The organism is Glycomyces buryatensis, from assembly GCF_004912275.1.
GTDB classification, from domain to species: Bacteria; Actinomycetota; Actinomycetes; order Mycobacteriales; family Micromonosporaceae; genus Glycomyces; species Glycomyces buryatensis.
In genome coordinates this window covers 58,219-76,966 of the sequence record NZ_STGY01000071.1, presented here as the reverse complement: position 1 = coordinate 76,966, position 18,748 = coordinate 58,219, and the positions used below count along the sequence as shown (strand labels likewise).

The following is an 18,748-nucleotide window of genomic DNA, read 5'->3' as shown; positions in this document are numbered from 1 at the left end:
TGCGATTACCGCACCGGCACTTCGAATCCGACCGTGAACGACGTCGCCGCCGCGTGGAGCCGGTGCTGCGGCAGGACGCCGGGACCGCACGAGGCGGTGCCGACACCTTGCAGGGCCTGGTCCAGGTTGACGTAGAGACGGTCGCGTTCGACCAGGTCGTGGGTGTGCTTGGCCGCCGCGAGGTCCTCGGTCGTCCACGGCCGCACCGTGAACGCGAAGTCCGGGGCGCCCAGGACCGTGAGCCCGTTGCCGGACTCGTCGGCCAGCTTCGCCCACCGCACGTCGATGCGGCTGCCGTTCTCCTGCGGGAAGACGTACGGCGTCTGCATCTCGGCCACGGTGGCGCTGTAGCGGCCGACGCGGGCGGCGGCGCGGGTGTCCGCGTAGGCCTCGCCGGGTCCGCCACCGAACCAGGTGACATTGCCGAGCGTCTTGGGAAGCGCGGCGCGCAGCCCCAGGCGGGGGAGTACGAAGTCCCAGTCGCCCTCGGGCGTGATCTCGACGGTCAGCCACAGCCGCCCGGGCGTCTCGGTGTCGGTGCTCCAGTGGTACACCGCGCCCATGGCCAGGTCGGTGCTGGCGGCGCCGACCCTGGTGGTGACGGTGAGGCCGCTGTCGGCGGTCTCTACGTCGAGCACCTTGTGTTCCAGGCGGTCCAGGCCGACCTCGCGGGTGACCCATTTGTCGGAGACATTGCCGCCCCAGCCGAGCAGGTCGTTGTCGGTCGGTGCCCGCCACAGGTCGAGGCGGGGGCCGTCGATGGCGATGTCGCCCAGGGCGGTCAGGCGCCCGAGTGCGTCGAAGGTGGCCGCGCCGAGGCTGATCTCGCGTCCGGCGACGACCGCTTCGGTGGTCGAGCGGGTGGGCGCGGCCGCGGCTGCGCCGTCGATCTGCGTTTGGCTCCAGGCGATCTCGTGTCCGGCCTCGGCCCACGGCTCGTCCTTGACCAGCACCGCGGAGACGCTCACCCAGCGCTCGCCGCTCGCGTCGCCCGCCGCCTCCGGCGAGGCGGCCGCGCGAAGCGGTTCGGGCCATTCCACGAAGGCGGTCTGGCCGGCGGCCACGGCGGGAACCGTGAGTTCGCCGGAAGCGGTGCCCTCGCCGCCGTCCTCGACGGACCAGGTGAATCGCAGGTGGGCGGTGTCGGTGAAGTCGTAGCCGTTGGTGATGACCACGGTCTGGCCGGACGGGCTGATCGCGATCTGGACCGGCTCGATGACCTTCTTGTATTCGAGGAGCCCCGGCGAGGGGGTCCGGTCGGGGAAGACCAGGCCGTCGGTGATGAAGTTGGCGTCGTGGAGCGGTTCGCCGAAGTCGCCGCCGTAGGCGAAGAACTCGGTCCCGTCCTCATTGCGCCGGCGGATGCCGTGGTCGATCCACTCCCATACGAAACCGCCCTGGCAGCGCGGGTACTGCTCGAACAGGCGCTGGTACTCACTGAGTCCGCCGGGGCCGTTGCCCATGGCGTGCGCGTACTCGCACAGGATGAACGGGATCTCGTCTCGGCGGTGGGCGTCCAGCGCGGGGTCGGTGGTGGCGGCTTCGGTCTTCTGCCCGATCCGGTCGGTCTCGGCGTGGTCGGCGTACATGCGGCTGTAGACGTCGACGTAGCCGGAGTCCCAGTCGCCCTCGTAGTGGATGGGGCGGCCGGGGTCGCGGCCCTTGGCCCACTCGGACATGGCGGCGAGGTTGTCGCCGGTGTGGCTCTCATTGCCCAAGGACCACATGATGATCGCGGGGTGGTTCTTGTCGCGTTCGACGGTGCGCCGCATGCGGTCGAGATAGGCCTCGCGCCACTGCGGCTCGCCCGAGGGGTTGCCCTTCCATCCGATGTGGACGAACCCGTGGGTCTCCAGGTCGCATTCGTCGATGACCCAGACGCCGAGCTCGTCGCACAGGTCCAGGAAGCGCTTGTCCGGCGGGTAGTGGCTGGTGCGGACGGCATTGATGTTGTGCCGCTTCATGATCTCCAGGTCGCGGCGCATGGTCTCGACAGAGAGGGTGCGGCCGGTGTCGGGGTCCCATTCGTGGCGGTTGACGCCGCGCAGCAGGATCCGCTTGCCGTTGACCTTGAGCAGGCCGTCCTCGATCTTGACGGTGCGGAAGCCGATCCGCAGCGAGACGCGCTCGGTGCCGGAGGCGACGACGGCGTCGTACAGGCGCGGCGTCTCGGCCGTCCACGGCTCGACGGCGACGGTGGCGCTCTCGCCGATGGCGATGTCGATCCCCAGTTCGGGGACCGTCACGCGGCCGTCGGCATCGGACTCGACGCGGAGCGTGCCCTCGCCGGTCCGGTGGTCGAAGTCGGCGTGCGCGAATAGGTCTGGGATGCCGGCATCGGGGCGGTGGACGAGGGAGGCGGAGCGGTAGATGCCCGAGAGCCACCACATGTCCTGGTCTTCGAGGTAGGAGGCGGCCGACCACTGGTGGACGCGGACGGCGATGGTGTTCTCGCCGGCCTTGAGGTGCGGCGTGGCGTCGAACTCGGTGGCCAGGCGCGAGCCCTTGCCGTCGCCGAGTCGGATGCCGTTGAGCCATACCGCGAAGCAGGAGTCGACTCCCTCGAAGCGCAGGAAGGTGCGGCCGGTGGCCGGCCAGTCGGCGCCGAGGTCGAAGGTGCGCCGGTACTCGCCGGTGGGGTTGGCGTCGGGGACGCGCGGCGGGTCGACCGGGAAGGGGTAGACGGTATTGGTGTAGGCCGGTGCGCCGTAGCGGGTCTCGCCGGGCAGGCCGGTCATCTGCCAGCTCGACGGCACGGCGAGGGTGTCCCAGGCCGAGTCGTCCAGGTCGGGGTTCTCCAGGCCCTCGGTGGTGTCGGTGAGCCCGGAGGCCAGTCGGAAGCGCCAGTCGCCGTCGAGGCTGAACACGGCGGCGTCGGAGGTCAGCGCCGCGCGGGGGTCGAGTCGCCCAGTCCCGGGGCTTTCGCTTTCCACGTAGTCGAAATCGGTTCGGGTCATCTTTACAGGGTTCCTTCTGGAGTGGAGTTCGTCAAGCCATTAGTAAAAGGGTTCCGCATCGACACGTGACCGCTCCGGGGCGCATTGTGAGCAGTGACTCTGCCGTGTGGTATTGACATTCGCCCCAGGGAAGGGGTTCGTCATGCCTGCTTCCACAGCGAGTCGCGGTCGATGGTGTGGACGAGGGGCTCCCCCGCGATGAACCGCTCGGCCTCCTCGACCATGAACAGGCCCATGCGGGCGAGCTCGTTGCCGTGCGAACCGGCGGTGTGAGGGGTGAGGAACACGTTCGGCAGGTCGTACAGCACCGATTCGGTCGGCAGCGGTTCGGGCTCGGTCACGTCGATGATCGCCGAGATCCGGCCCGATTCCAGCTCGGCGGTGAGCGCGTCGGTATTGACCAGCGAGCCCCGGGCGGTGTTGATGAGGACCGCGCCGTCCCGCATGGCCGCCAGGCGCTTCGCGTCGATCAGGTCGTCGGTCTCGGGCAGTGCCGGGGCGTGCACGGTGACCACGTCCGAGGCGGCCATGAGGTCGTCGAGCTCGACGAGTCGGACGCCGAGCCGGTCCGCCTCCGCCGCGTCCACGTGGGGGTCCGAGAGCAGCACCTGGAAGTCGAAGGGGCGCAGCAGCTCGATGAGCCGTCGCCCGATCCGGGAGGCGCCGACAATCCCGACCACCCGGCCGAAATTGCCCACGCCCTCGTGGATGAGGCCGAGTGTGAAGGAGCGGCGGGCCCGGAAATCCTCGCGCTGCGTGAAGATGCCCTTGCCCGCCAAGAGGATCGAGCCGAGGGTGTACTCGGCGACGGGGAGGGCGTTGGCGCCGACCGAGGAGGAGACGGCGATGCCGCGTTCCCAGGCCAGGGGGCTGACGTGCCACTTGATGGAGCCGGCGGTGTGGAGGATGGCCCGCAGCCGGGGCGCTCGCTCCAGCAGGGCCTCATCGAACCGCGCTGAGCCCCAACCGGAGACGATGACCTCGGCCTGCGAGAGCGCGGCGTCGGCCTCCGGCCCCTCGAAGCGCTGCACCGCACCCGCGGGGTCGATGTCGAGGACCGCCGTCAGCCGCCGCATGAGGGGCTCGGGGTAGAGCCGGGGGACCAGTTCGGGGCTCATGGTGAACAGTGCCGGGGGTTTAGCGGTCACAGGAGTTCCTTCAGTTGGGAGGTGTAGATATCGGTTTCTACGGTAAGCACTCGACGCCCGATTGTCGAGAGAAAATCATCGACATTTTTGATTTTCCTGCAAACGGTCTCATGACCGGCGCAAGAGAACTATCAGGCAATCTGCAAGACCCACAAAGGTAACGATTCGGCATCTCCGTCTTGCCATCGAGAACCGCGACGCCTAGCCTCATAGAGACCGTTATCTATACTCTCCCGCTCCCCACCACCCTGGACCGAAAGGGACCCCACCGTGAGCTCCACCGGACTCGCACCCGACACCGATGTCGGAACCCCCGGGCGCCGCACCCGCCACTGGACCACCGCGATGAAGTGGAAGGGCGCGGCCTTCACCGTCCCGTTCTTCCTCGGTTTCGTCCTGCTCTTCATCATCCCGCTGGGCTATGCGATGTGGCAGTCGCTCTTCCGCGAGCAGGCCGCGGGCGGCCTGGGCCTGACCGGCACCGTCACCGAATTCGTCGGGTTCGACAACTTCGCCAGGGTCTTCGCCGACGGCAAGTTCTGGCTCGGCATGAGCCGGGTCCTCATCTTCGCGTTCATCCTCGTCCCCGTCATGCTCGCGATCAGCCTCGCCATGGCCCTGCTGCTCGACGCCGCCCGGCGGCGCGCCGTCAGGTTCTTCCGCCTCGGCTTCCTGGTGCCCTACATGGTCCCCGGCATCGTCGCCGCCCTCATGTGGATCTACATCTACAGCCCCCGCTCCGGCCCCCTCACCCCCGTCCTCGACGACATCGGCATCGACGCCGACTTCTTCGCCTCCGAGATGCTGTGGGTCTCCATCGGCAACCTGATCGTCTGGAACACCATCGGGTTCAACATGCTCATCATCTACGCGGCGTTGCTGTCGGTACCGCGCGAGCTGTTCGACGCCGCCCGCGTCGACGGCGCCAGCGAATGGCGCATCGCCTGGTCCATCAAGATCCCGCACGTACGAGGGCCCCTCGCCCTGGTCGGCATGCTCTCCATCATCGGCCTCGTCCAGATCTTCAACGAGCCGCTGCTGTTCCGCCAGGTCTCGCCCGAGACCGTCACCAAGGACTTCACGCCGATCCTGTTCATCTACAACCAGGCCTTCGCCGCCAACAACTACCACTACGCCGCCGCGCTCTCGGTCGTCCTCGCCCTCGTCATCGGCGCGGTCTCCTTCGTCTACTACAAGATCGCCAACAGGGGTGGAAACGCATGAGCGCCTTGAAGACCTCACTCAAGGAAAGCCCGCCCGCGCCCGCCCGCCCGGTACGGAAACGACGCTCCCGCGCCGCCGAGGACATGCCCGTCGGCCACGGCCAGACCCGCCGCAGCCAGCTGTTCACCCTCGCCGGACTCGGACTGTTCTTCATCTACTCCGTCGCCCCGGTGTGGTGGCTCATCACCGCCGCCACCAAGAACCAGCGCGACCTCTACGCCGACTCCGGCCTCCGGGGACTGTGGTTCTCGGACTTCAACTTCATCGAGAACCTCCGCCAGGTCCTCACCTACGACGACGGCATCTTCGCCCGCTGGACGCTCAACACGGTGTTCTACTCGGGAGTGGGCGCTCTGGTCAGTACCCTCATCGCGCTGGCGGCCGGATACGGGATCTCCAAGTTCCAGTTCCGGGGAAGGCGCATCGCGATGGGATTCATCGTCGCGACATTCCTGGTGCCGGGCATGCTCCTGGCGTTCCCGCTGTACCTGCTGTTCAGCATGCTCGGCCTGGTCGACACGGTCTGGGCCGTCCTGATCCCCTCGTTCATCAACGCCTTCAGCGTCTACCTCGCGAAGGTCTACTGCGACTCGGCCGTCCCCGACGAACTCCTCGACGCCGCCCGCGTCGACGGGGCGGGGGAGGTGCGGGTGTTCTTCCAGATCGTCGTGCGCATCATGACCTCCGGCGCGGCCACGATCTTCCTGCTGGCGTTCGTCGGCTCGTGGAACAGCTTCTTCCTGCCGCTGATGATGCTGCGCGGCTCGGACAAGTGGACCCTCGCGCTCGGCCTCTACGCCTGGGCCGGGAAGCGGGCCGAGACCGGCACCGACCTGACCAGCCTCGTCATCATGGGATCGCTCCTGTCCACGATCCCCTTGGCCATCTTCATGATCGCGATGGCCCGCTTCTGGCGCTCCGGCGTCACCCTCGGCAGCATCAAATAACGCGATGGCCGGGGCCCCCACCCCGGCCATCGCTCCCCTCCTGATCAGTCGACAGGGCGCAGCATCTGCGAGAACACGACCGTGTCCTGTGGATAATGCTCGTCCGCGTAAGTCTGGAGCTCGGGCGACACCAGCAGCGTGTCCACCAGCGCGACCCCGTTCTGCTCGTCCGCCCAGCCGCCGTAGACGATCCGCGGGAACGCCTCCGCGATCTCGTCCACCATGGCCTGAAGCTCCTCGACGCTCAGCTCCTCGGCCGGCTCGCCGATCTCCGGCTCGGAGTAGTCGAGCTCCGGATAGTCCGCCATGTCGACGTCGGCCGTCGCCACCGGGTCCTCGGTAATGTCGAACGCCTTGCCGTCGAAGGTGCCGGTGACGATGTACGAACCCCACCGCACCCCCTCGGCCTCCTCGTGCTCGACCGCCTCCCAGTCCCAGCCGGTGATCGGCAGGCCCTGGCACTGCGGCGGATACGACTCGGCGACGACGCCGCACAGCTCCGCGGCATCGCGCTCGACCCCCTGGTAGACCGTCAGCGCCCCTTCGTAAACGGGCTCATCGGAGGAAGTGGACTGGTCGGCATTGTCGCCGGCGTCCACCGGGGTTCCGGCGGAGTCGCCGCCGCCCTGCCCGCAGGCCGACAGCACGAGCAGCGCCGCCACCGGGGCGAGGCGAAGAAGTGTCATCTGCTTCATACCCAATACGACGCCGCGGGGCATATTTCGGTTCCCTCCCGTCAGACCCCGGTGCTACGTTCGTTCCGGCGCCGCCCCGCGCCGCCGGACCCGAACAGGAAGTGCCCGCTCAATGAGTCGAACGATGAACACGAAGGCGGCATTGGCCGCCGGCGTGACGGTACTGCTGTGGGCCTCGGCATTCGTGTCGATCCGCGACGCCGGCCAGCATTTCGAACCCGGGCCCCTCGCCCTCGGCCGCGCCGCCACCGCCGCGGTCGTCCTCCTCGCCATCTGGGCGGTGCGCCGCGAAGGCCTCCCCAAGAAGCGCGCCTGGCCCGGCATCATCACCGCCGGAGTGCTGTGGTTCGGCGTCTACATGGTCGCGCTCAACTGGGGCGAGCAACTCGTCGACGCCGGAACCGCCGCGCTCGTGGTCAATATCGGCCCGATCCTGATGGCGTTGCTCGGCGGCTGGCTCCTCAAGGAGGGCTTCGCGCCCCGCCTGTTCCTGGGCATGGCCGTCTCGTTCGGCGGCGTCGCCATCGTCAGCCTCTCGACCTCGCAGGAGAGCTCCACGTCGGTCCTCGGCGTCATACTCTGCCTGGTCTCGGCCATCGCCTACGCCATCAGCGTCGTCGTGCAGAAACCGACGATGAAGTACGCGACATCGCTCCAGTTCACCGCCTTCGGCAACGCGATCGCGGCCGTATTGTGCCTGCCGTTCGCCCCGGCGCTGTTCTCCGAACTCGACGCCGCCCCCTCGGCCGCGGGCCTGCACGTGCTCTACCTGGGGCTGTTCCCGACCGCGCTGGGATTCCTGACCTGGAGCTACGCGCTCAAGTTCACCACCGCCGGCAAGATGGGGGCGACGACCTACGTCGTCCCGGCGATCGTGGTGCTCATGTCGTGGATCTACCTGGGCGAGGTGCCCGGCCTGGGCGCGCTCGCGGGCGGGGTGCTGTGCCTGGCGGGCGTGGCGATCTCGCGTTCGCGAAGCAAGGCCAAGCGGGCAGCGGAAGTCTCCGAGCCGGAGCTCATCGAACCCGAGCTAAAAGGGTAGGCATTGCCTCGGCCAGCCGAGCCAAACGCTCCCGCCACGCGACCTTGGCCGTCGCGATGTCCTCGGCGGACCCCAGCTTGGCGATCTCGATCTGGACGGCCGTCTTCTGGCCGTCCTTGGCCGAGAGATTGACCAGGACTCGAGTGCCGTCGGAGGCGTCGAATCGAATCGACTTCGGCGGTGAGGCGCTGCGCTGGGTCAGTTCGATGTCCGACAGCCACCGGACCTGGCGATCGGGGTCGGCGACCCATTCGAACGCGGTGGGGGCGTCGGCGGAGACGGTCTTGGAGACGTTCGCGGAGTACGTGCCGTCGGCGCGCTGGCCGGGCTCGCGCATGCCGCGTTCCTGCTCATAGCCGACGGTGATGGACTGCGCCCACCAGCCGTCGAGGTCGAATTCGCGCACCAGGAGGGCGGCGATGGCGGTGTGGTCGAGCGCGGTCGCGTCGCGTTCGTCGAGCAGGCTGAGCCAGGTTTTCCAGTCGGCACCGGTCCCTTCGATGAGGGCCTGGTCGGACATGGTCGTTCGCCGGGTTGCTGGAGTCTCGCTCATGCGTTCAGCCTAGGAGTTACGGCGCCTCGATGCCAGAGAAACCAGTGACCGACCCGTGACAATACGCGTGGCAAAGGAACGATATATGTAAATTTACCGACTAATTCCGCGTTAGGGGTTCCTCAGAAGTTACTCGTCGGTCACAATGACTGGCAGGTCAACGAAGACCCCCAAAGGAGCCCTCATGCGAAATATCCGACGAACGGCCACTGTGGCCGTAGCGCTGCTGGCCACCCTATTCCTCATCCCCGCTGCCGCGCAGGCGAAGCCCAAGCAGATCGAGCAGTACGTCGCCCTCGGTGACTCGTACTCCTCGGGCGCCGGTGCCGGCGCGTACTCCGACGCGGTCTGCCAGCGTTCGAACAACGCCTACCCCGAACTGCTCGCGGACGAGCTCGGCGCTGAGCTCAGCTTCGTCGCCTGCGGCGGCGCGGTCACCGACGACGTGCTCGCCGGACAGGTCGACGCGCTCTCCGAGGAGACCGACCTGGTCACGATCGGCATCGGCGGCAACGACATCGGCTGGACCGAGGCCATCGCCGCCTGCATCACCCCGTTCCACGACTGCACTCCCGAGATCGAGGAGGCCGAGCGCAAGGCGACGGAGGAGCTCCCCGCGAAGCTCGACGCGGTCTACGCCGAGATCGCCGAGCGCTCTCCCAAGGCCGAGGTCTACGTCCTGGGCTACCCGAGACTGTTCGCCGCGCGCAACACCTGCGACGCTTTGGGATCGATCAACATTGCCGAGCAGGAGCGGATGAATCAGGGGGCCGACCTGCTCTCCGATGTCATCGAGGAGGCCACCGGCGGCCACAGTTTCACCTATGTGGACGTACGTGACGGCTTCGAGGGCCACGCGATCTGCGACACCGCACCGTGGCTCCACGGCTTCACCGTCATCGACGTGCCCTACCACCCGAATGTGCTGGGCCAGCGCGACGGCTACTACGCCGAGATGTCCGAGATCCTTTAGGCAGGCGATCGCCGACTGGCGAACCGGCATCGAATGAAGCGAGCGGCCCGCGCCTCGCGGCGCGGGCGCCTCAGGCCTGAAGTGCGAGCGTCAGCGGGTAGACCGCCGTCGCTCCCGCGCCGCGAAGCTGCCTGGCCGCCACCGTGATCGACCAGCCCGAGTCGCGCACATCGTCCACCAGCAGCACGCTGCCCGACGGCACCGGGAAGTCCACGGTGAACGAACCGAGGACCTGCTGCAACCGCTGTGCGCTATTGGCCCGCCGCGACCCGCCGAACGCCTCCGGCACCCTCCCCAGTGAACCGAGATAGTTCATCCGGCCCAGCTTCGCGATCCGCTCGGCCAAACCGTCCACCAGCCGCGGCCGCGACAGCGAACCCATCGACACCACCGACTGCGGCCGCTCGTCCCAGTCCCACGCCGCCAGCACCTTCACCAGCGCCGCGAACACGTCGTCGGGCACGTCCCGATCGGCACCGTCCGACAGCAGCTCCCGCAGCGGACCGCCCCAGCCGATGTCGGACAGCCGCGCCAGTGCCCGTCCCGACTCGGCGCCCTGGTCGGCCGGGATGCGTCCCTTCAGATCGATGCCGATCGCCCCGAGCCCGGTGGGCCACATGCGCTTCGCCTCGAACGCCACGCCCGGCTTGGCCAACGCCTCGGCCGCCGAGCTGATCACCTCGGACGAGACGGCGGTCTCGACCCGCTCGCCGGTGCAGTTGTCGCAGCGCCCGCAGGCGGTGGCCGTGGAGTCGTCGAGCTCCTCGCGGAGGAACTCGAGGCGGCACTCCCGCGTCGCCTCGTAGGCGAGCATTCGGGACTGTTCGTGCTCGCGCGCCGCGGCGACCTTCGCATAGCGTTCGGCGTCGTAGACCCAGGGCCGGCCGGTGGCCTCCCAGCCGCCCTTGACGCGGCGGACCGCACCGTCCACGTCGAGGACCTTCAGCATCATCTCGAGCCTGGTGCGGCGCAGGTCGACCCGGGTCTCCAACGCCGCCGTGGACAATGGCCGGCCCTCCTCGGCGAGCACCGCCAGAGTCTGGCGCACCGCGTCCTCGGCGGGGAATGACAGCGACCCGAAGTAGTCCCAGATCGCGCGGTCCTCGCTGCCGGGCATGAGGATCGCGTCGGCGCGGTCGCAGGCGCGGCCCGCGCGGCCGATCTGCTGGTAGTACGCGACGGGCGACGACGGTGCACCGAGGTGGATGACGAATCCGAGGTCGGGCTTGTCGAAGCCCATGCCGAGCGCGCTGGTGGCGACGAGCGCCTTGAGATCGTTGCGGAGCAGGGACTCCTCGCGTTCGAGGCGTTCGGCATTGTCGGTGCGGCCGGTGTAGGAGGCGGTGGCGTGGCCGCGCGCGGAGAGGTAGTCGCTGACCTCCTCGGCCACGGCGACGGTGAGCGCGTAGATGATTCCCGAGCCTTCGAGCTTCGGGAGCCGCTCGTCCAGCCAGGCCATGCGGTGGGCATTGTCGGGCAGTTCCACCACCGACAGATGGAGGGATTCGCGGTCGAGCGTCCCGCGCAGGACCAGCGTCTCCGAGTGCTCCCGGTCGAGCTGTTCCGCGATGTCGGCGCTGACGCGGGCGTTGGCGGTCGCGGTGGTCGCCAGGACCGGGACCGCGCCGGGCAGGTCCTCGATGAAGGTGGCGATGCGCCGGTAGTCGGGCCGGAAGTCATGGCCCCAGTCGGAGATGCAGTGCGCCTCGTCGACCACGAGCATGCCGCAGCCGGCGGCCAGTTTCGGCAGCTGGTAGTCGCGGAACGCCGGGTTGTTGAGCCGTTCGGGGCTGATGAGCAGCACGTCGACCTCGTCGGCGGCGATGGCCTCGGTGATGGCGTCCCAGTCCTCCAGGTTCGCCGAGTTGATGGTGCGCGCCCGCACCCCGGCCCGTTCGGCGGCCTCGATCTGGTTGCGCATCAGCGCCAGCAGCGGCGAGACGATGACGGTGGGGCCGGCGCCCCTGCGGCGTCCCAGCGCCGTGGCCACGAAGTACACGGCGGACTTGCCGAAGCCGGTGCGCTGCACCAGCAACACGCGGCGGCCCGTGCCGTCGCACAGCGCCTCGATCGCACTCCACTGGTCCTCGCGCAGCTGCGCGTGCTCGCCCGCGAGGGAGCGCAGCAGCGCCTCCGCCTCATCTCTGGATACCAGCTCGGCGATGTTCCCGGTTTCAGCCATGCCCTCTGTTGTACCTGAGGGCGCCGACACTTCTCAGGAGGCCGACCACACGACGGCGACGATCACCGCGAATATCACCACGCAGGTGACGCCGGCAATGGAGAGCGAGAACAGGTAGGGACGCCGCTCGTACAGGGCCAGGTCGACCGGGTATTCACGGGCCAACTGCTTGCCCCAGACGGGCTCGTCGGGCCCGGTGACCGGGACGCCCAGCAGCGCCACGATCTGATCGATCTGGTCGCCGTTGCGATTGTGCGGGATCAGGCGGAGCAGCTGCCTGCCGTGGTGGTCGATGAGGAACAGGTTGTCGAGGGCCGGCGTCCGGGGCTGAAGGAGGCGCGCTCGTACCGCCGCCGCGATGTGGGCGCGCGGCACCGCGCGGAGGCGGCCGGTGATCCCGGCCCTGCCGACGTGGGTGGAGGTCACGGCCGTGTAGGCGTTGCGCACATAGATGAAGGTGGGGATGAGTATGGCGGCGAAGCAGCCCCCCATGATCGCGGCGAGGCCCCACCCCTCCTGCCACCAGGCCAGGCCCATGAACAGGACGGAGATTCCGCCGCCTGCCGCCATCAGTCCGAAGCGGGTGGCGGCGGAGGCGCGGAAGACGAGGTCGGAGGAGGAATGCGGGGCGGTCATTCGAGGGCGTCCGTTCTGAGTGGAGGGCGGGGCATGCGATTGAATTTACCCGCCCGGTCCCGGCCGATCCCGTTGACGTGGCTGCCGCCACGTCATGGGCGGGTCCTGTCCTGGTCGTCGTCGACATCGCCCCGGACACCGATGAACGGAGCACTTCGGCCGGGCCGGACAGGTCCGCAATGTCCCTGACGCGACCTCTACCGAGCGGGCCGCGCCGCCACTACACTTCCGTCCCATGACGAATCTCGAAACCATCCCGGTCGAAGTCCCCTGGAAGTCCGGCGTGTGGACCACCCTCCCCGTCGCCGCCGCCGAGCGCGACGGGCACCTGGTCGTGACCGCCGCCGAAGGCAGCGACGCCTGGCGCCACACCAGTTACGGCTTCGTGCACGACAACGAGCACGCCCTCCTCACCGACTGGGACCGCGAACAGGCCGTCGAAGTCACCTTCACCGTCGACTACGACGGCGACTTCGACCAGGCCGGCATGCTGATCCGGGCCGACGAGGAGCACTGGATCAAGACCGGCGTCGAGTTCTCCGACGGTGCGCTCGGGGTCGGCGCGGTGGTCACCGACATCAAGTCCGACTGGTCGAACGCGCCCGTCCCCGAATGGGCCGGAACGGAAGTGACGATCCGCGTCAGCCGCATCGCCGACGGCGTCGTGATCCGCGCGAAGTCCGGCGACGAGCCGTGGCGCCTGGTGCGCCTCGCCCCGGTGAACCCCGAGCTGGAGCTCCAGGCCGGACCGTACTGCGCGGCGCCGACCCGCTCCGGGCTCACGGTCGACTTCGCCTCGTGGCGGCTCACCGAACCCGATGCCGAGATTCACTAGCGGGTTCTTGAGCGACCCCTGGCGGGCGTGGTCGCTCGCAGGAGTTCGGTAGGCGGGGATCGTCTGGGCGGCGCGGCCGTCAGGCGTCCTCGTCGTCCTCGTCGAGCTTCGTGCCGAAGCCCGATCCGAGGTCCTCGCCGAGTTCCATCGCCAGCAGTCGCAGGTCGTAGACCGACATGCGCTGGCTCAGGTCGGCCGTGCCCTTCGCCGAGACCGTGACGCCGTCGTCGCGGAGGAGATCGGGCACGTTCTTGCCGGTGCGGCCGTCAGACCAGCGGAAACCCTCGGAGACCTTCCCGGAGGCGGTCAGGACCCGGTAGGCCCGAGGAACGGCGCCGTCATCGCGCATGAACGCCCCGACCTGGCGCGGGCCCGTGCCGATCAGCTCCGCCAGATCGCCGTAGGAGGTCCAGGTCCCCTCGGGCAGGGCCGCGACCAGCCGTCGCACCAACTCCCAATCCGCCTCAGTCGTCATGCGCCCCAATGTACGGGTCGGTCCCTACGGCTCGGGAAAGGCCGACGCCCGGCGCCGGGTGCCTCAGCGCGATCGGCTCCCTGTGACCCGGGGTAGCGGCGGCGTCCGCCACTGCCGGGCGCTTCGGTGCTACCTGTGCGTCGCCTGGTGTTAACGTCGACAGTGACAGGGGAGCCGATTGGCTGAGAGTGCGGAACCGACCGCAGACCCTCAAACCTGATCCGGGTAATTCCGGCGTAGGAAGTCTTCGTCTGCCGCTGTCGCGCCGTGTCCCCGAACCGCGAAAGGCAACGCCCATGCCTCCCATCGACAGCTCGCCCCCCGCGCCCGACCGCGGGGCCCTCGCCGCCTTCCTCGCCCCCACCGGACGCTGGCGCACCGTTGACATCGTCACCTGCGCCGTGCTCGCCGTCGCCTTCAGCATCGTCTTCTGGGCCTGGAACTTCGTCTGGGCGGGCATCGATCCGCTGTTCAAGTTCTTCCCGCCCCTGTCCGCGGTGATTTACGGGCTCTGGCTCATCCCGGCCGTCCTCGCCCCGCTCATCGTCCGCAAGGCAGGCGCGGGCATCTTCACCGAGGGACTGGCCGCGCTCATGTCGCTCCTCCTCGGCTCGCCCTACGGCATCACCGTCATCTACCAGGGCCTGCTGCAGGGGCTCGGCGGCGATCTCGCCTTCGCCTCCGGCCGCTACCGCCGCTACGGCGTCCCCATCGCGATGCTCGGCGGGGCGCTGGCAGGATTCGGCGGCACCATGTGGGACGTCCTGTACTGGTACCCGACGTTCGACCTCTGGGCCTTCAAGGTCCCCTACGTCGCCATCGCCATGGTCTCCGGCGCCATTGTCGCCGGACTCGGATCGAAGGCCCTGGTCAAGGCCATGCAGCCCACCGGCGTCCTCGACCGATTCCCCGCCGGACGCGAGCGGGCCAGGATCTGATCGGTTCATGATCTCGGTCGAGTTCCGCGGCTTCGCGTGGCGGCACGCCGGGCGCCTCGCCTCGGCGGTCGCCGACGTCGACCTGCGCATCGAGCCCGGCGAGCGGGTACTCCTGCTCGGCCCCTCCGGGTCGGGCAAGTCCACCCTGCTCGCCGCGCTCGCCGGCCTGCTCACCACCGACTCGGGGGAGCAGACCGGAGCCGTCCTGCTCGACGGCGCGGACGCGGCCGACCAGCGCGGCCGCGTCGGCATCCTCTTCCAAGACCCGGAGACACAACTGGTCATGGCCCGCAGCGGCGACGACGTCGCCTTCGGACTGGAGAACCAGGCCGTACCCCCGGCCCAGATCTGGCCGCGCGTCGACCAGGCCCTCGAAACGGTCGGATTCCCCTACGGACGCGAACGGGGAACCGACGCGCTCTCCGGCGGAGAACAGCAGCGGCTCGCCCTCGCCGGAGTGCTCGCCCGCAGACCCGACCTGATCCTGCTCGACGAACCCACCGCGAACCTCGATCCCGAAGGGGCCAAAGCGATCCGGGAAGGACTGCGGACCGCGCTGGCCGACACCGAGGCGACCCTCATCGTGGTCGAGCACCGGGTGGCCGACATCCTCGATCTGGTCGACCGCGTCATCGCGCTCGGCCCCGGCGGTGCCCTCGCCGCCGACGGCACACCCGAGGCGGTCTTCGGTGAACACGGCGACAGCCTGGCCGCGCAAGGGGTGTGGGTGCCGGGAGCGCCGCTGCCCGTCCGTCCGAGCGGGGACGCGGGGGAGGTGCGGCTGCGCGGCGAGGGATTGACCCTGGCCTATCCGGGCGCGGACCGGTCCGCCCTCGACGGCGTCGACCTCGAACTGCGGGCCGGAGAACTATTGGCGGTGACCGGACCGAACGGTTCCGGGAAGTCCACCCTGGCGCTGCTCGCAGGAGGCCTGGAGAAACCCACGGCCGGACGGGCCCGCGTCCCGGGCGAGCGGACCGGGCTGCATCGCCTCCCCGCGAAACGCCTGGCGACACACGTCGGGACGGTGTTCCAGGATCCCGAGCACCAGTTCGTGACCGCCACCGTCCGCGATGAACTCGCCTTCGCGCCCCGGGCGGCCGGCTGGGAGTCCGAGCGGATCGAAGCTCGGGTGTCCGAACTGCTGGAACGGCTCCGCTTGGATCGTCTGGCGGGGGCCAACCCGCACACCCTCTCCGGAGGGGAGGCCCGCCGGCTCTCGGTGGCCGGCGCGCTGGCGGCCGCGCCGGGGACGTTGATCCTGGACGAGCCGACCTTCGGGCAGGACCGCCGCACCTGGGGTGAGTTGGTGGACCTCATCGCCGATATCCGCGACGACGGCACCGCGCTCATGGCGGTCACCCACGACCGCGACTTCGCGGCCGCCCTGGCGGGCAGGGAGCTGGCCCTGGACCAGGGCAAGGCGACCGAGGAAGCGACGCGATGCTGACGCTGGCGCCGGTGTGCGGCCCTCAGGCCCCGATCGCGCGGGTGAATCCGGTCGCGAAGCTGTTCGCGGTGGCCGCGATCTCGGCCACCGCGCTGATCGCCGCCGACTGGCTGACGCCGCTGCTGCTCCTGGCGGCGATCTTCGCCGTCGTCCCGTTCTCGGGCATTCGATTCGGACCCTTGGTGAAGCGACTGAAGTGGCTGTGGCTCGCGGCGGCCACGGTCGTCGTGGTGAACACCGTCTTCGCCGCCGAGCAGACCGGGGCGATCCTGTTCTCGCTGGGGCCGTTGGAGATCAGCGCCGGGGCCCTGACTGCCGGCGCGGCGCTCGGACTGCGGGTGTGCGTGGCCGCGACCGCCGGAGTGCTCGGCTTCGCGACCACCGACCCGACCGACCTGGCCGACGCGCTCACCCAGCAGCTGCGCACCTCGCCGAGATTCACGATCGGTTCCCTTGCGGCCCTGCGGATGCTGCCGCTCCTGGCGGCCGAGTGGCGTCAGATCACCACGGCCCGCCGCGCGCGAGGACTGGAAGGCGGCCGGAACCCGGTGCGACGCGCGAAGCTGTTCGCGTCGACCATGTTCGCGCTCCTGGTGGGCGCCATGCGCCGCGCGGGAAGGCTCGCGGCCGCGATGGACGCCCGGGGCTTCGATTCGGGAATCCCCAGAACCCGTGCCAGGGAGCAGCGGATGAGCCCGCCGGACTGGATCATCATGGTCGCGGCGGTGGCGGTCTGCGCGATCGCCGTGGGCCTGAGCGCCGCGTACGGCGTATTCCGCTTCTTGTCCTGATCGAGAAGGGACTCGGCGGTCGGCATTTCACTTGCCGCAGCGCCATTGAGGTGGTTCGATGAAGTTCATGAACGAGCGCTGGGAAACAGTAGAAGAGATCGCCGCGGCCCGAGAAGGGTTCGAGACCGCCCTCCCAGGTTGGCAGCGACCCGCCGCCTTCGGGCTCGGCACCCTCGACGAGCACGGCAAGCTCGAATTCGCCCGCGTGAACGTGGGCGAGAACCCGCTCCCGGCCGTCGTACTGGCGACGGTCTGCGGATACCGCAACGAGACCGGTTCCTTTCGTCTGTCGCGAAAGGACCTCACTCGAGTCATCGAACTCCTGAGTCCCGCCGAGGCCTGCACGGCCTACCAGCACCCGAATCTGTGGGCCTGGAGGCAGCTCCTCCTCAACCTCGAGATGGACGACGAGGCCATCGCGGTCTTCATCGCCGACTGGGACTCCCTCGGAGACGACCCCTACGTGGACGCCCTTCGCAAGGCCGCCGACCGCTGAGCTAGTTGGGGGACAATACGTCCGGTCCGGGCTCAGTGGTCCGGTGAGACGACTCGGCCCTTGTGCACCGACGGTGCGCAAGGGCCCTTCGCATCTATTGACGTCAATTAGTAAATAAAGTACGTTATTGATGTTCGATTTACCCCGTCTCCAGACGATTTGGATAACTTGCATGCTTTCGAGAAGAAAAATCCTTTCCGTCGGCGCGATCGGCACCGCCGCCGCTGCCGCCAGCGCTCCTTGGTGGGGCCAGAGAGCGCTCTCTCAAGCCTTGGCCGCTCCGCTCGACTGCGAACTGGCGCTTGCCAAGCAGTCGTCCAACCAGATCAACGCCTACGTCACCGGCCGCGAATTCGGCACCGATCGAATGATGCTGCTCCTCGCCGACGGAACCCCCTATTACATCGAGGAGCCGGCCGGCGAGGCCACGCCCCTGCCGGTCGACGCCGCCATCCCGCTGAACGCCTCGGGCGCCGATCCCAAGGTGGTCACGCTGCCGCGGATGTACGGCTCCCGCATCTACTTCGTCAAGGACGACGTCCTCGACTTCTACGTCAACCCCGGCCCGGCCCTGGTCGAGCCGGCGCTCCACAATCCCGCGGACTCCAACTACGGCAAGACGGTCTCGTTCTGCGAGTTCACCTTCAACGACGTCCAGCTGTTCGTCAACCTCAGCTATGTCGACCTAGTGACGAACCTGCCGCTCGGCGTGCGCCTGCAAGGCGACGCCGACAAGACCGTCGAGCCCATGCCCGCCGGAGCCGTCGACGCCATCGCGTCCGACCTCGAAACTCAAGCGGCCGCCGACGGCCAGCCGTGGGACCAGCTGGTGTTGCGCGGCGGCTCCGGGCAGGTGCTGCGCGTGGTCTCCCCGCAGAACCTCATGGCCCCCTACTTCGGGCAGCCCGACATGCCGTTCGCCGACTACTGGACCGCCTACGTCGACGAGGTCTGGAGTCTGTACCAGGGCGCCGACCTGTCCATCGACCTGCAGGGAGGCCGAGGCGTCCTGACCGGACGGGTCGAGGGCGAGAACCTGGTGTTCGGCGACGGATCCAGCTTCCCGCGGCCCGACGCCCGCGACATCTTCACCTGCGACCACGGGCCGTTCGCCAATATCCCCACCGACTCCGAGGAGAAGAAGGGACTCCTCGCCCGTCTCGCCGCGGCGTTCAACCGCAGCACGATCCACAGCCACCCCGAGCAACCCAACGGTGCCCCGGTCGACGAGTTCTACACCCACGAGGTCACCAACCACTACTCGCGGATCGTCCACGCGAACTCGCCGATCGGATACGCGTTCCCGTACGACGACGTCTGCCCCGACGACGCCCCCGACCAATCGGGCGCGGCCTTCGACGGCAACCCCACCCGGCTCACCGTCACCGCCGGATAACCCGCGGTCC

Annotated in this window: 17 protein-coding genes and 1 riboswitch; of the genes, 10 read left to right on the top strand and 7 right to left on the bottom strand. The window is 68.8% G+C overall.

The window, feature by feature from the left end:
* Positions 1–5: 5 nt before the first annotated feature.
* Complete coding sequence (locus FAB82_RS20870) at positions 6–2,957, bottom strand: glycoside hydrolase family 2 TIM barrel-domain containing protein (protein ID WP_136536486.1); 2,952 nt, start codon at positions 2,955–2,957, stop codon at positions 6–8.
* Between the two features lie 140 nt (positions 2,958–3,097).
* Positions 3,098–4,105, bottom strand: a complete 1,008-nt coding sequence (locus FAB82_RS20865) for a hydroxyacid dehydrogenase (RefSeq protein ID WP_136536485.1) — start codon at positions 4,103–4,105, stop codon at positions 3,098–3,100.
* Between the two features lie 270 nt (positions 4,106–4,375).
* Between FAB82_RS20865 and FAB82_RS20860 the strand changes: the two genes are divergently transcribed.
* Complete coding sequence (locus FAB82_RS20860; RefSeq protein WP_211116734.1) at positions 4,376–5,329, top strand: carbohydrate ABC transporter permease; 954 nt, start codon at positions 4,376–4,378, stop codon at positions 5,327–5,329.
* Positions 5,326–6,276: a carbohydrate ABC transporter permease gene (locus tag FAB82_RS20855; protein WP_211116733.1), complete on the top strand. Its 951-nt coding sequence runs from the start codon at positions 5,326–5,328 to the stop codon at positions 6,274–6,276. Before FAB82_RS20860 ends, FAB82_RS20855 begins: the two co-directional genes overlap by 4 nt.
* Positions 6,277–6,320: 44 nt before the next feature.
* Here the strand turns inward: FAB82_RS20855 and FAB82_RS20850 are convergent, their stop codons facing one another.
* Complete coding sequence (locus FAB82_RS20850; RefSeq protein ID WP_136536484.1) at positions 6,321–6,962, bottom strand: hypothetical protein; 642 nt, start codon at positions 6,960–6,962, stop codon at positions 6,321–6,323.
* Positions 6,963–7,095: 133 nt separating this feature from the next.
* Between FAB82_RS20850 and FAB82_RS20845 the strand changes: the two genes are divergently transcribed.
* The gene (locus tag FAB82_RS20845; RefSeq protein WP_136536483.1) at positions 7,096–8,013 is read left to right on the top strand and encodes a DMT family transporter; all 918 of its coding nucleotides are present in this window, start codon (positions 7,096–7,098) and stop codon (positions 8,011–8,013) included.
* Here FAB82_RS20845 and FAB82_RS20840 read toward each other — a convergent pair.
* A complete protein-coding gene (locus FAB82_RS20840; protein WP_136536482.1) occupies positions 7,988–8,566 on the bottom strand; it encodes a hypothetical protein in 579 nt (192 codons plus the stop codon). The two genes, FAB82_RS20845 and FAB82_RS20840, sit on opposite strands and share 26 nt — an antisense overlap.
* Positions 8,567–8,750: 184 nt before the next feature.
* Between FAB82_RS20840 and FAB82_RS20835 the strand changes: the two genes are divergently transcribed.
* Positions 8,751–9,539, top strand: a complete 789-nt coding sequence (locus tag FAB82_RS20835; RefSeq protein ID WP_136536481.1) for an SGNH/GDSL hydrolase family protein — start codon at positions 8,751–8,753, stop codon at positions 9,537–9,539.
* A gap of 70 nt (positions 9,540–9,609) precedes the next feature.
* On the opposite strand, the gene FAB82_RS20830 is transcribed toward FAB82_RS20835, so the two are convergent.
* The gene (locus FAB82_RS20830) at positions 9,610–11,721 is read right to left on the bottom strand and encodes a RecQ family ATP-dependent DNA helicase (protein WP_136536480.1); all 2,112 of its coding nucleotides are present in this window, start codon (positions 11,719–11,721) and stop codon (positions 9,610–9,612) included.
* A 33-nt stretch (positions 11,722–11,754) separates the two neighbouring features.
* A complete protein-coding gene (locus tag FAB82_RS20825; RefSeq protein ID WP_136536479.1) occupies positions 11,755–12,357 on the bottom strand; it encodes a hypothetical protein in 603 nt (200 codons plus the stop codon).
* Between the two features lie 235 nt (positions 12,358–12,592).
* On the opposite strand from FAB82_RS20825, the gene FAB82_RS20820 reads away from it, so the two are divergent.
* Positions 12,593–13,192, top strand: a complete 600-nt coding sequence (locus FAB82_RS20820; RefSeq protein ID WP_211116731.1) for a DUF1349 domain-containing protein — start codon at positions 12,593–12,595, stop codon at positions 13,190–13,192.
* A 79-nt stretch (positions 13,193–13,271) separates the two neighbouring features.
* Here the strand turns inward: FAB82_RS20820 and FAB82_RS20815 are convergent, their stop codons facing one another.
* Complete coding sequence (locus FAB82_RS20815; RefSeq protein WP_136536478.1) at positions 13,272–13,667, bottom strand: MGMT family protein; 396 nt, start codon at positions 13,665–13,667, stop codon at positions 13,272–13,274.
* Positions 13,668–13,824: 157 nt separating this feature from the next.
* A riboswitch (TPP riboswitch) is annotated at positions 13,825–13,927 on the top strand.
* A gap of 36 nt (positions 13,928–13,963) precedes the next feature.
* On the opposite strand from FAB82_RS20815, the gene FAB82_RS20810 reads away from it, so the two are divergent.
* The 5 genes from FAB82_RS20810 (at position 13,964) to FAB82_RS20790 (ending at position 18,738) form a co-directional block, all read left to right on the top strand.
* Positions 13,964–14,605, top strand: a complete 642-nt coding sequence (locus FAB82_RS20810; protein WP_136536477.1) for an ECF transporter S component — start codon at positions 13,964–13,966, stop codon at positions 14,603–14,605.
* A 7-nt stretch (positions 14,606–14,612) separates the two neighbouring features.
* The gene (locus tag FAB82_RS20805; RefSeq protein ID WP_136536476.1) at positions 14,613–16,055 is read left to right on the top strand and encodes an ABC transporter ATP-binding protein; all 1,443 of its coding nucleotides are present in this window, start codon (positions 14,613–14,615) and stop codon (positions 16,053–16,055) included.
* A complete protein-coding gene (locus FAB82_RS20800; RefSeq protein ID WP_136536475.1) occupies positions 16,049–16,846 on the top strand; it encodes an energy-coupling factor transporter transmembrane component T family protein in 798 nt (265 codons plus the stop codon). The genes FAB82_RS20805 and FAB82_RS20800 overlap by 7 nt, the downstream gene beginning before the upstream one ends.
* A gap of 58 nt (positions 16,847–16,904) precedes the next feature.
* Positions 16,905–17,342 carry a hypothetical protein gene (locus FAB82_RS20795; RefSeq protein WP_136536474.1) on the top strand — a complete coding sequence of 146 codons (438 nt, stop codon included), beginning with the start codon at positions 16,905–16,907 and terminating at the stop codon, positions 17,340–17,342.
* Positions 17,343–17,514: 172 nt separating this feature from the next.
* Positions 17,515–18,738, top strand: a complete 1,224-nt coding sequence (locus FAB82_RS20790; protein WP_136536473.1) for a glycoside hydrolase family 64 protein — start codon at positions 17,515–17,517, stop codon at positions 18,736–18,738.
* Positions 18,739–18,748 lie beyond the last annotated feature (10 nt).

What these genes read in the sequence shown, in the direction of transcription:
- FAB82_RS20870 (WP_136536486.1), bottom strand. Translation starts at nt 2,957, where the DNA reads ATGACCCGAACCGATTTCGACTACGTGGAAAGCGAAAGCCCCGGGACT.
- FAB82_RS20855 (WP_211116733.1), top strand. Translation starts at nt 5,326, where the DNA reads ATGAGCGCCTTGAAGACCTCACTCAAGGAAAGCCCGCCCGCGCCCGCC.
- FAB82_RS20850 (WP_136536484.1), bottom strand. Translation starts at nt 6,962, where the DNA reads ATGACACTTCTTCGCCTCGCCCCGGTGGCGGCGCTGCTCGTGCTGTCG.
- FAB82_RS20845 (WP_136536483.1), top strand. Translation starts at nt 7,096, where the DNA reads ATGAACACGAAGGCGGCATTGGCCGCCGGCGTGACGGTACTGCTGTGG.
- FAB82_RS20840 (WP_136536482.1), bottom strand. Translation starts at nt 8,566, where the DNA reads ATGAGCGAGACTCCAGCAACCCGGCGAACGACCATGTCCGACCAGGCC.
- FAB82_RS20835 (WP_136536481.1), top strand. Translation starts at nt 8,751, where the DNA reads ATGCGAAATATCCGACGAACGGCCACTGTGGCCGTAGCGCTGCTGGCC.
- FAB82_RS20830 (WP_136536480.1), bottom strand. Translation starts at nt 11,721, where the DNA reads ATGGCTGAAACCGGGAACATCGCCGAGCTGGTATCCAGAGATGAGGCG.
- FAB82_RS20825 (WP_136536479.1), bottom strand. Translation starts at nt 12,357, where the DNA reads ATGACCGCCCCGCATTCCTCCTCCGACCTCGTCTTCCGCGCCTCCGCC.
- FAB82_RS20820 (WP_211116731.1), top strand. Translation starts at nt 12,593, where the DNA reads ATGACGAATCTCGAAACCATCCCGGTCGAAGTCCCCTGGAAGTCCGGC.
- FAB82_RS20815 (WP_136536478.1), bottom strand. Translation starts at nt 13,667, where the DNA reads ATGACGACTGAGGCGGATTGGGAGTTGGTGCGACGGCTGGTCGCGGCC.
- FAB82_RS20810 (WP_136536477.1), top strand. Translation starts at nt 13,964, where the DNA reads ATGCCTCCCATCGACAGCTCGCCCCCCGCGCCCGACCGCGGGGCCCTC.
- FAB82_RS20805 (WP_136536476.1), top strand. Translation starts at nt 14,613, where the DNA reads ATGATCTCGGTCGAGTTCCGCGGCTTCGCGTGGCGGCACGCCGGGCGC.
- FAB82_RS20800 (WP_136536475.1), top strand. Translation starts at nt 16,049, where the DNA reads ATGCTGACGCTGGCGCCGGTGTGCGGCCCTCAGGCCCCGATCGCGCGG.
- FAB82_RS20795 (WP_136536474.1), top strand. Translation starts at nt 16,905, where the DNA reads ATGAAGTTCATGAACGAGCGCTGGGAAACAGTAGAAGAGATCGCCGCG.
- FAB82_RS20790 (WP_136536473.1), top strand. Translation starts at nt 17,515, where the DNA reads ATGCTTTCGAGAAGAAAAATCCTTTCCGTCGGCGCGATCGGCACCGCC.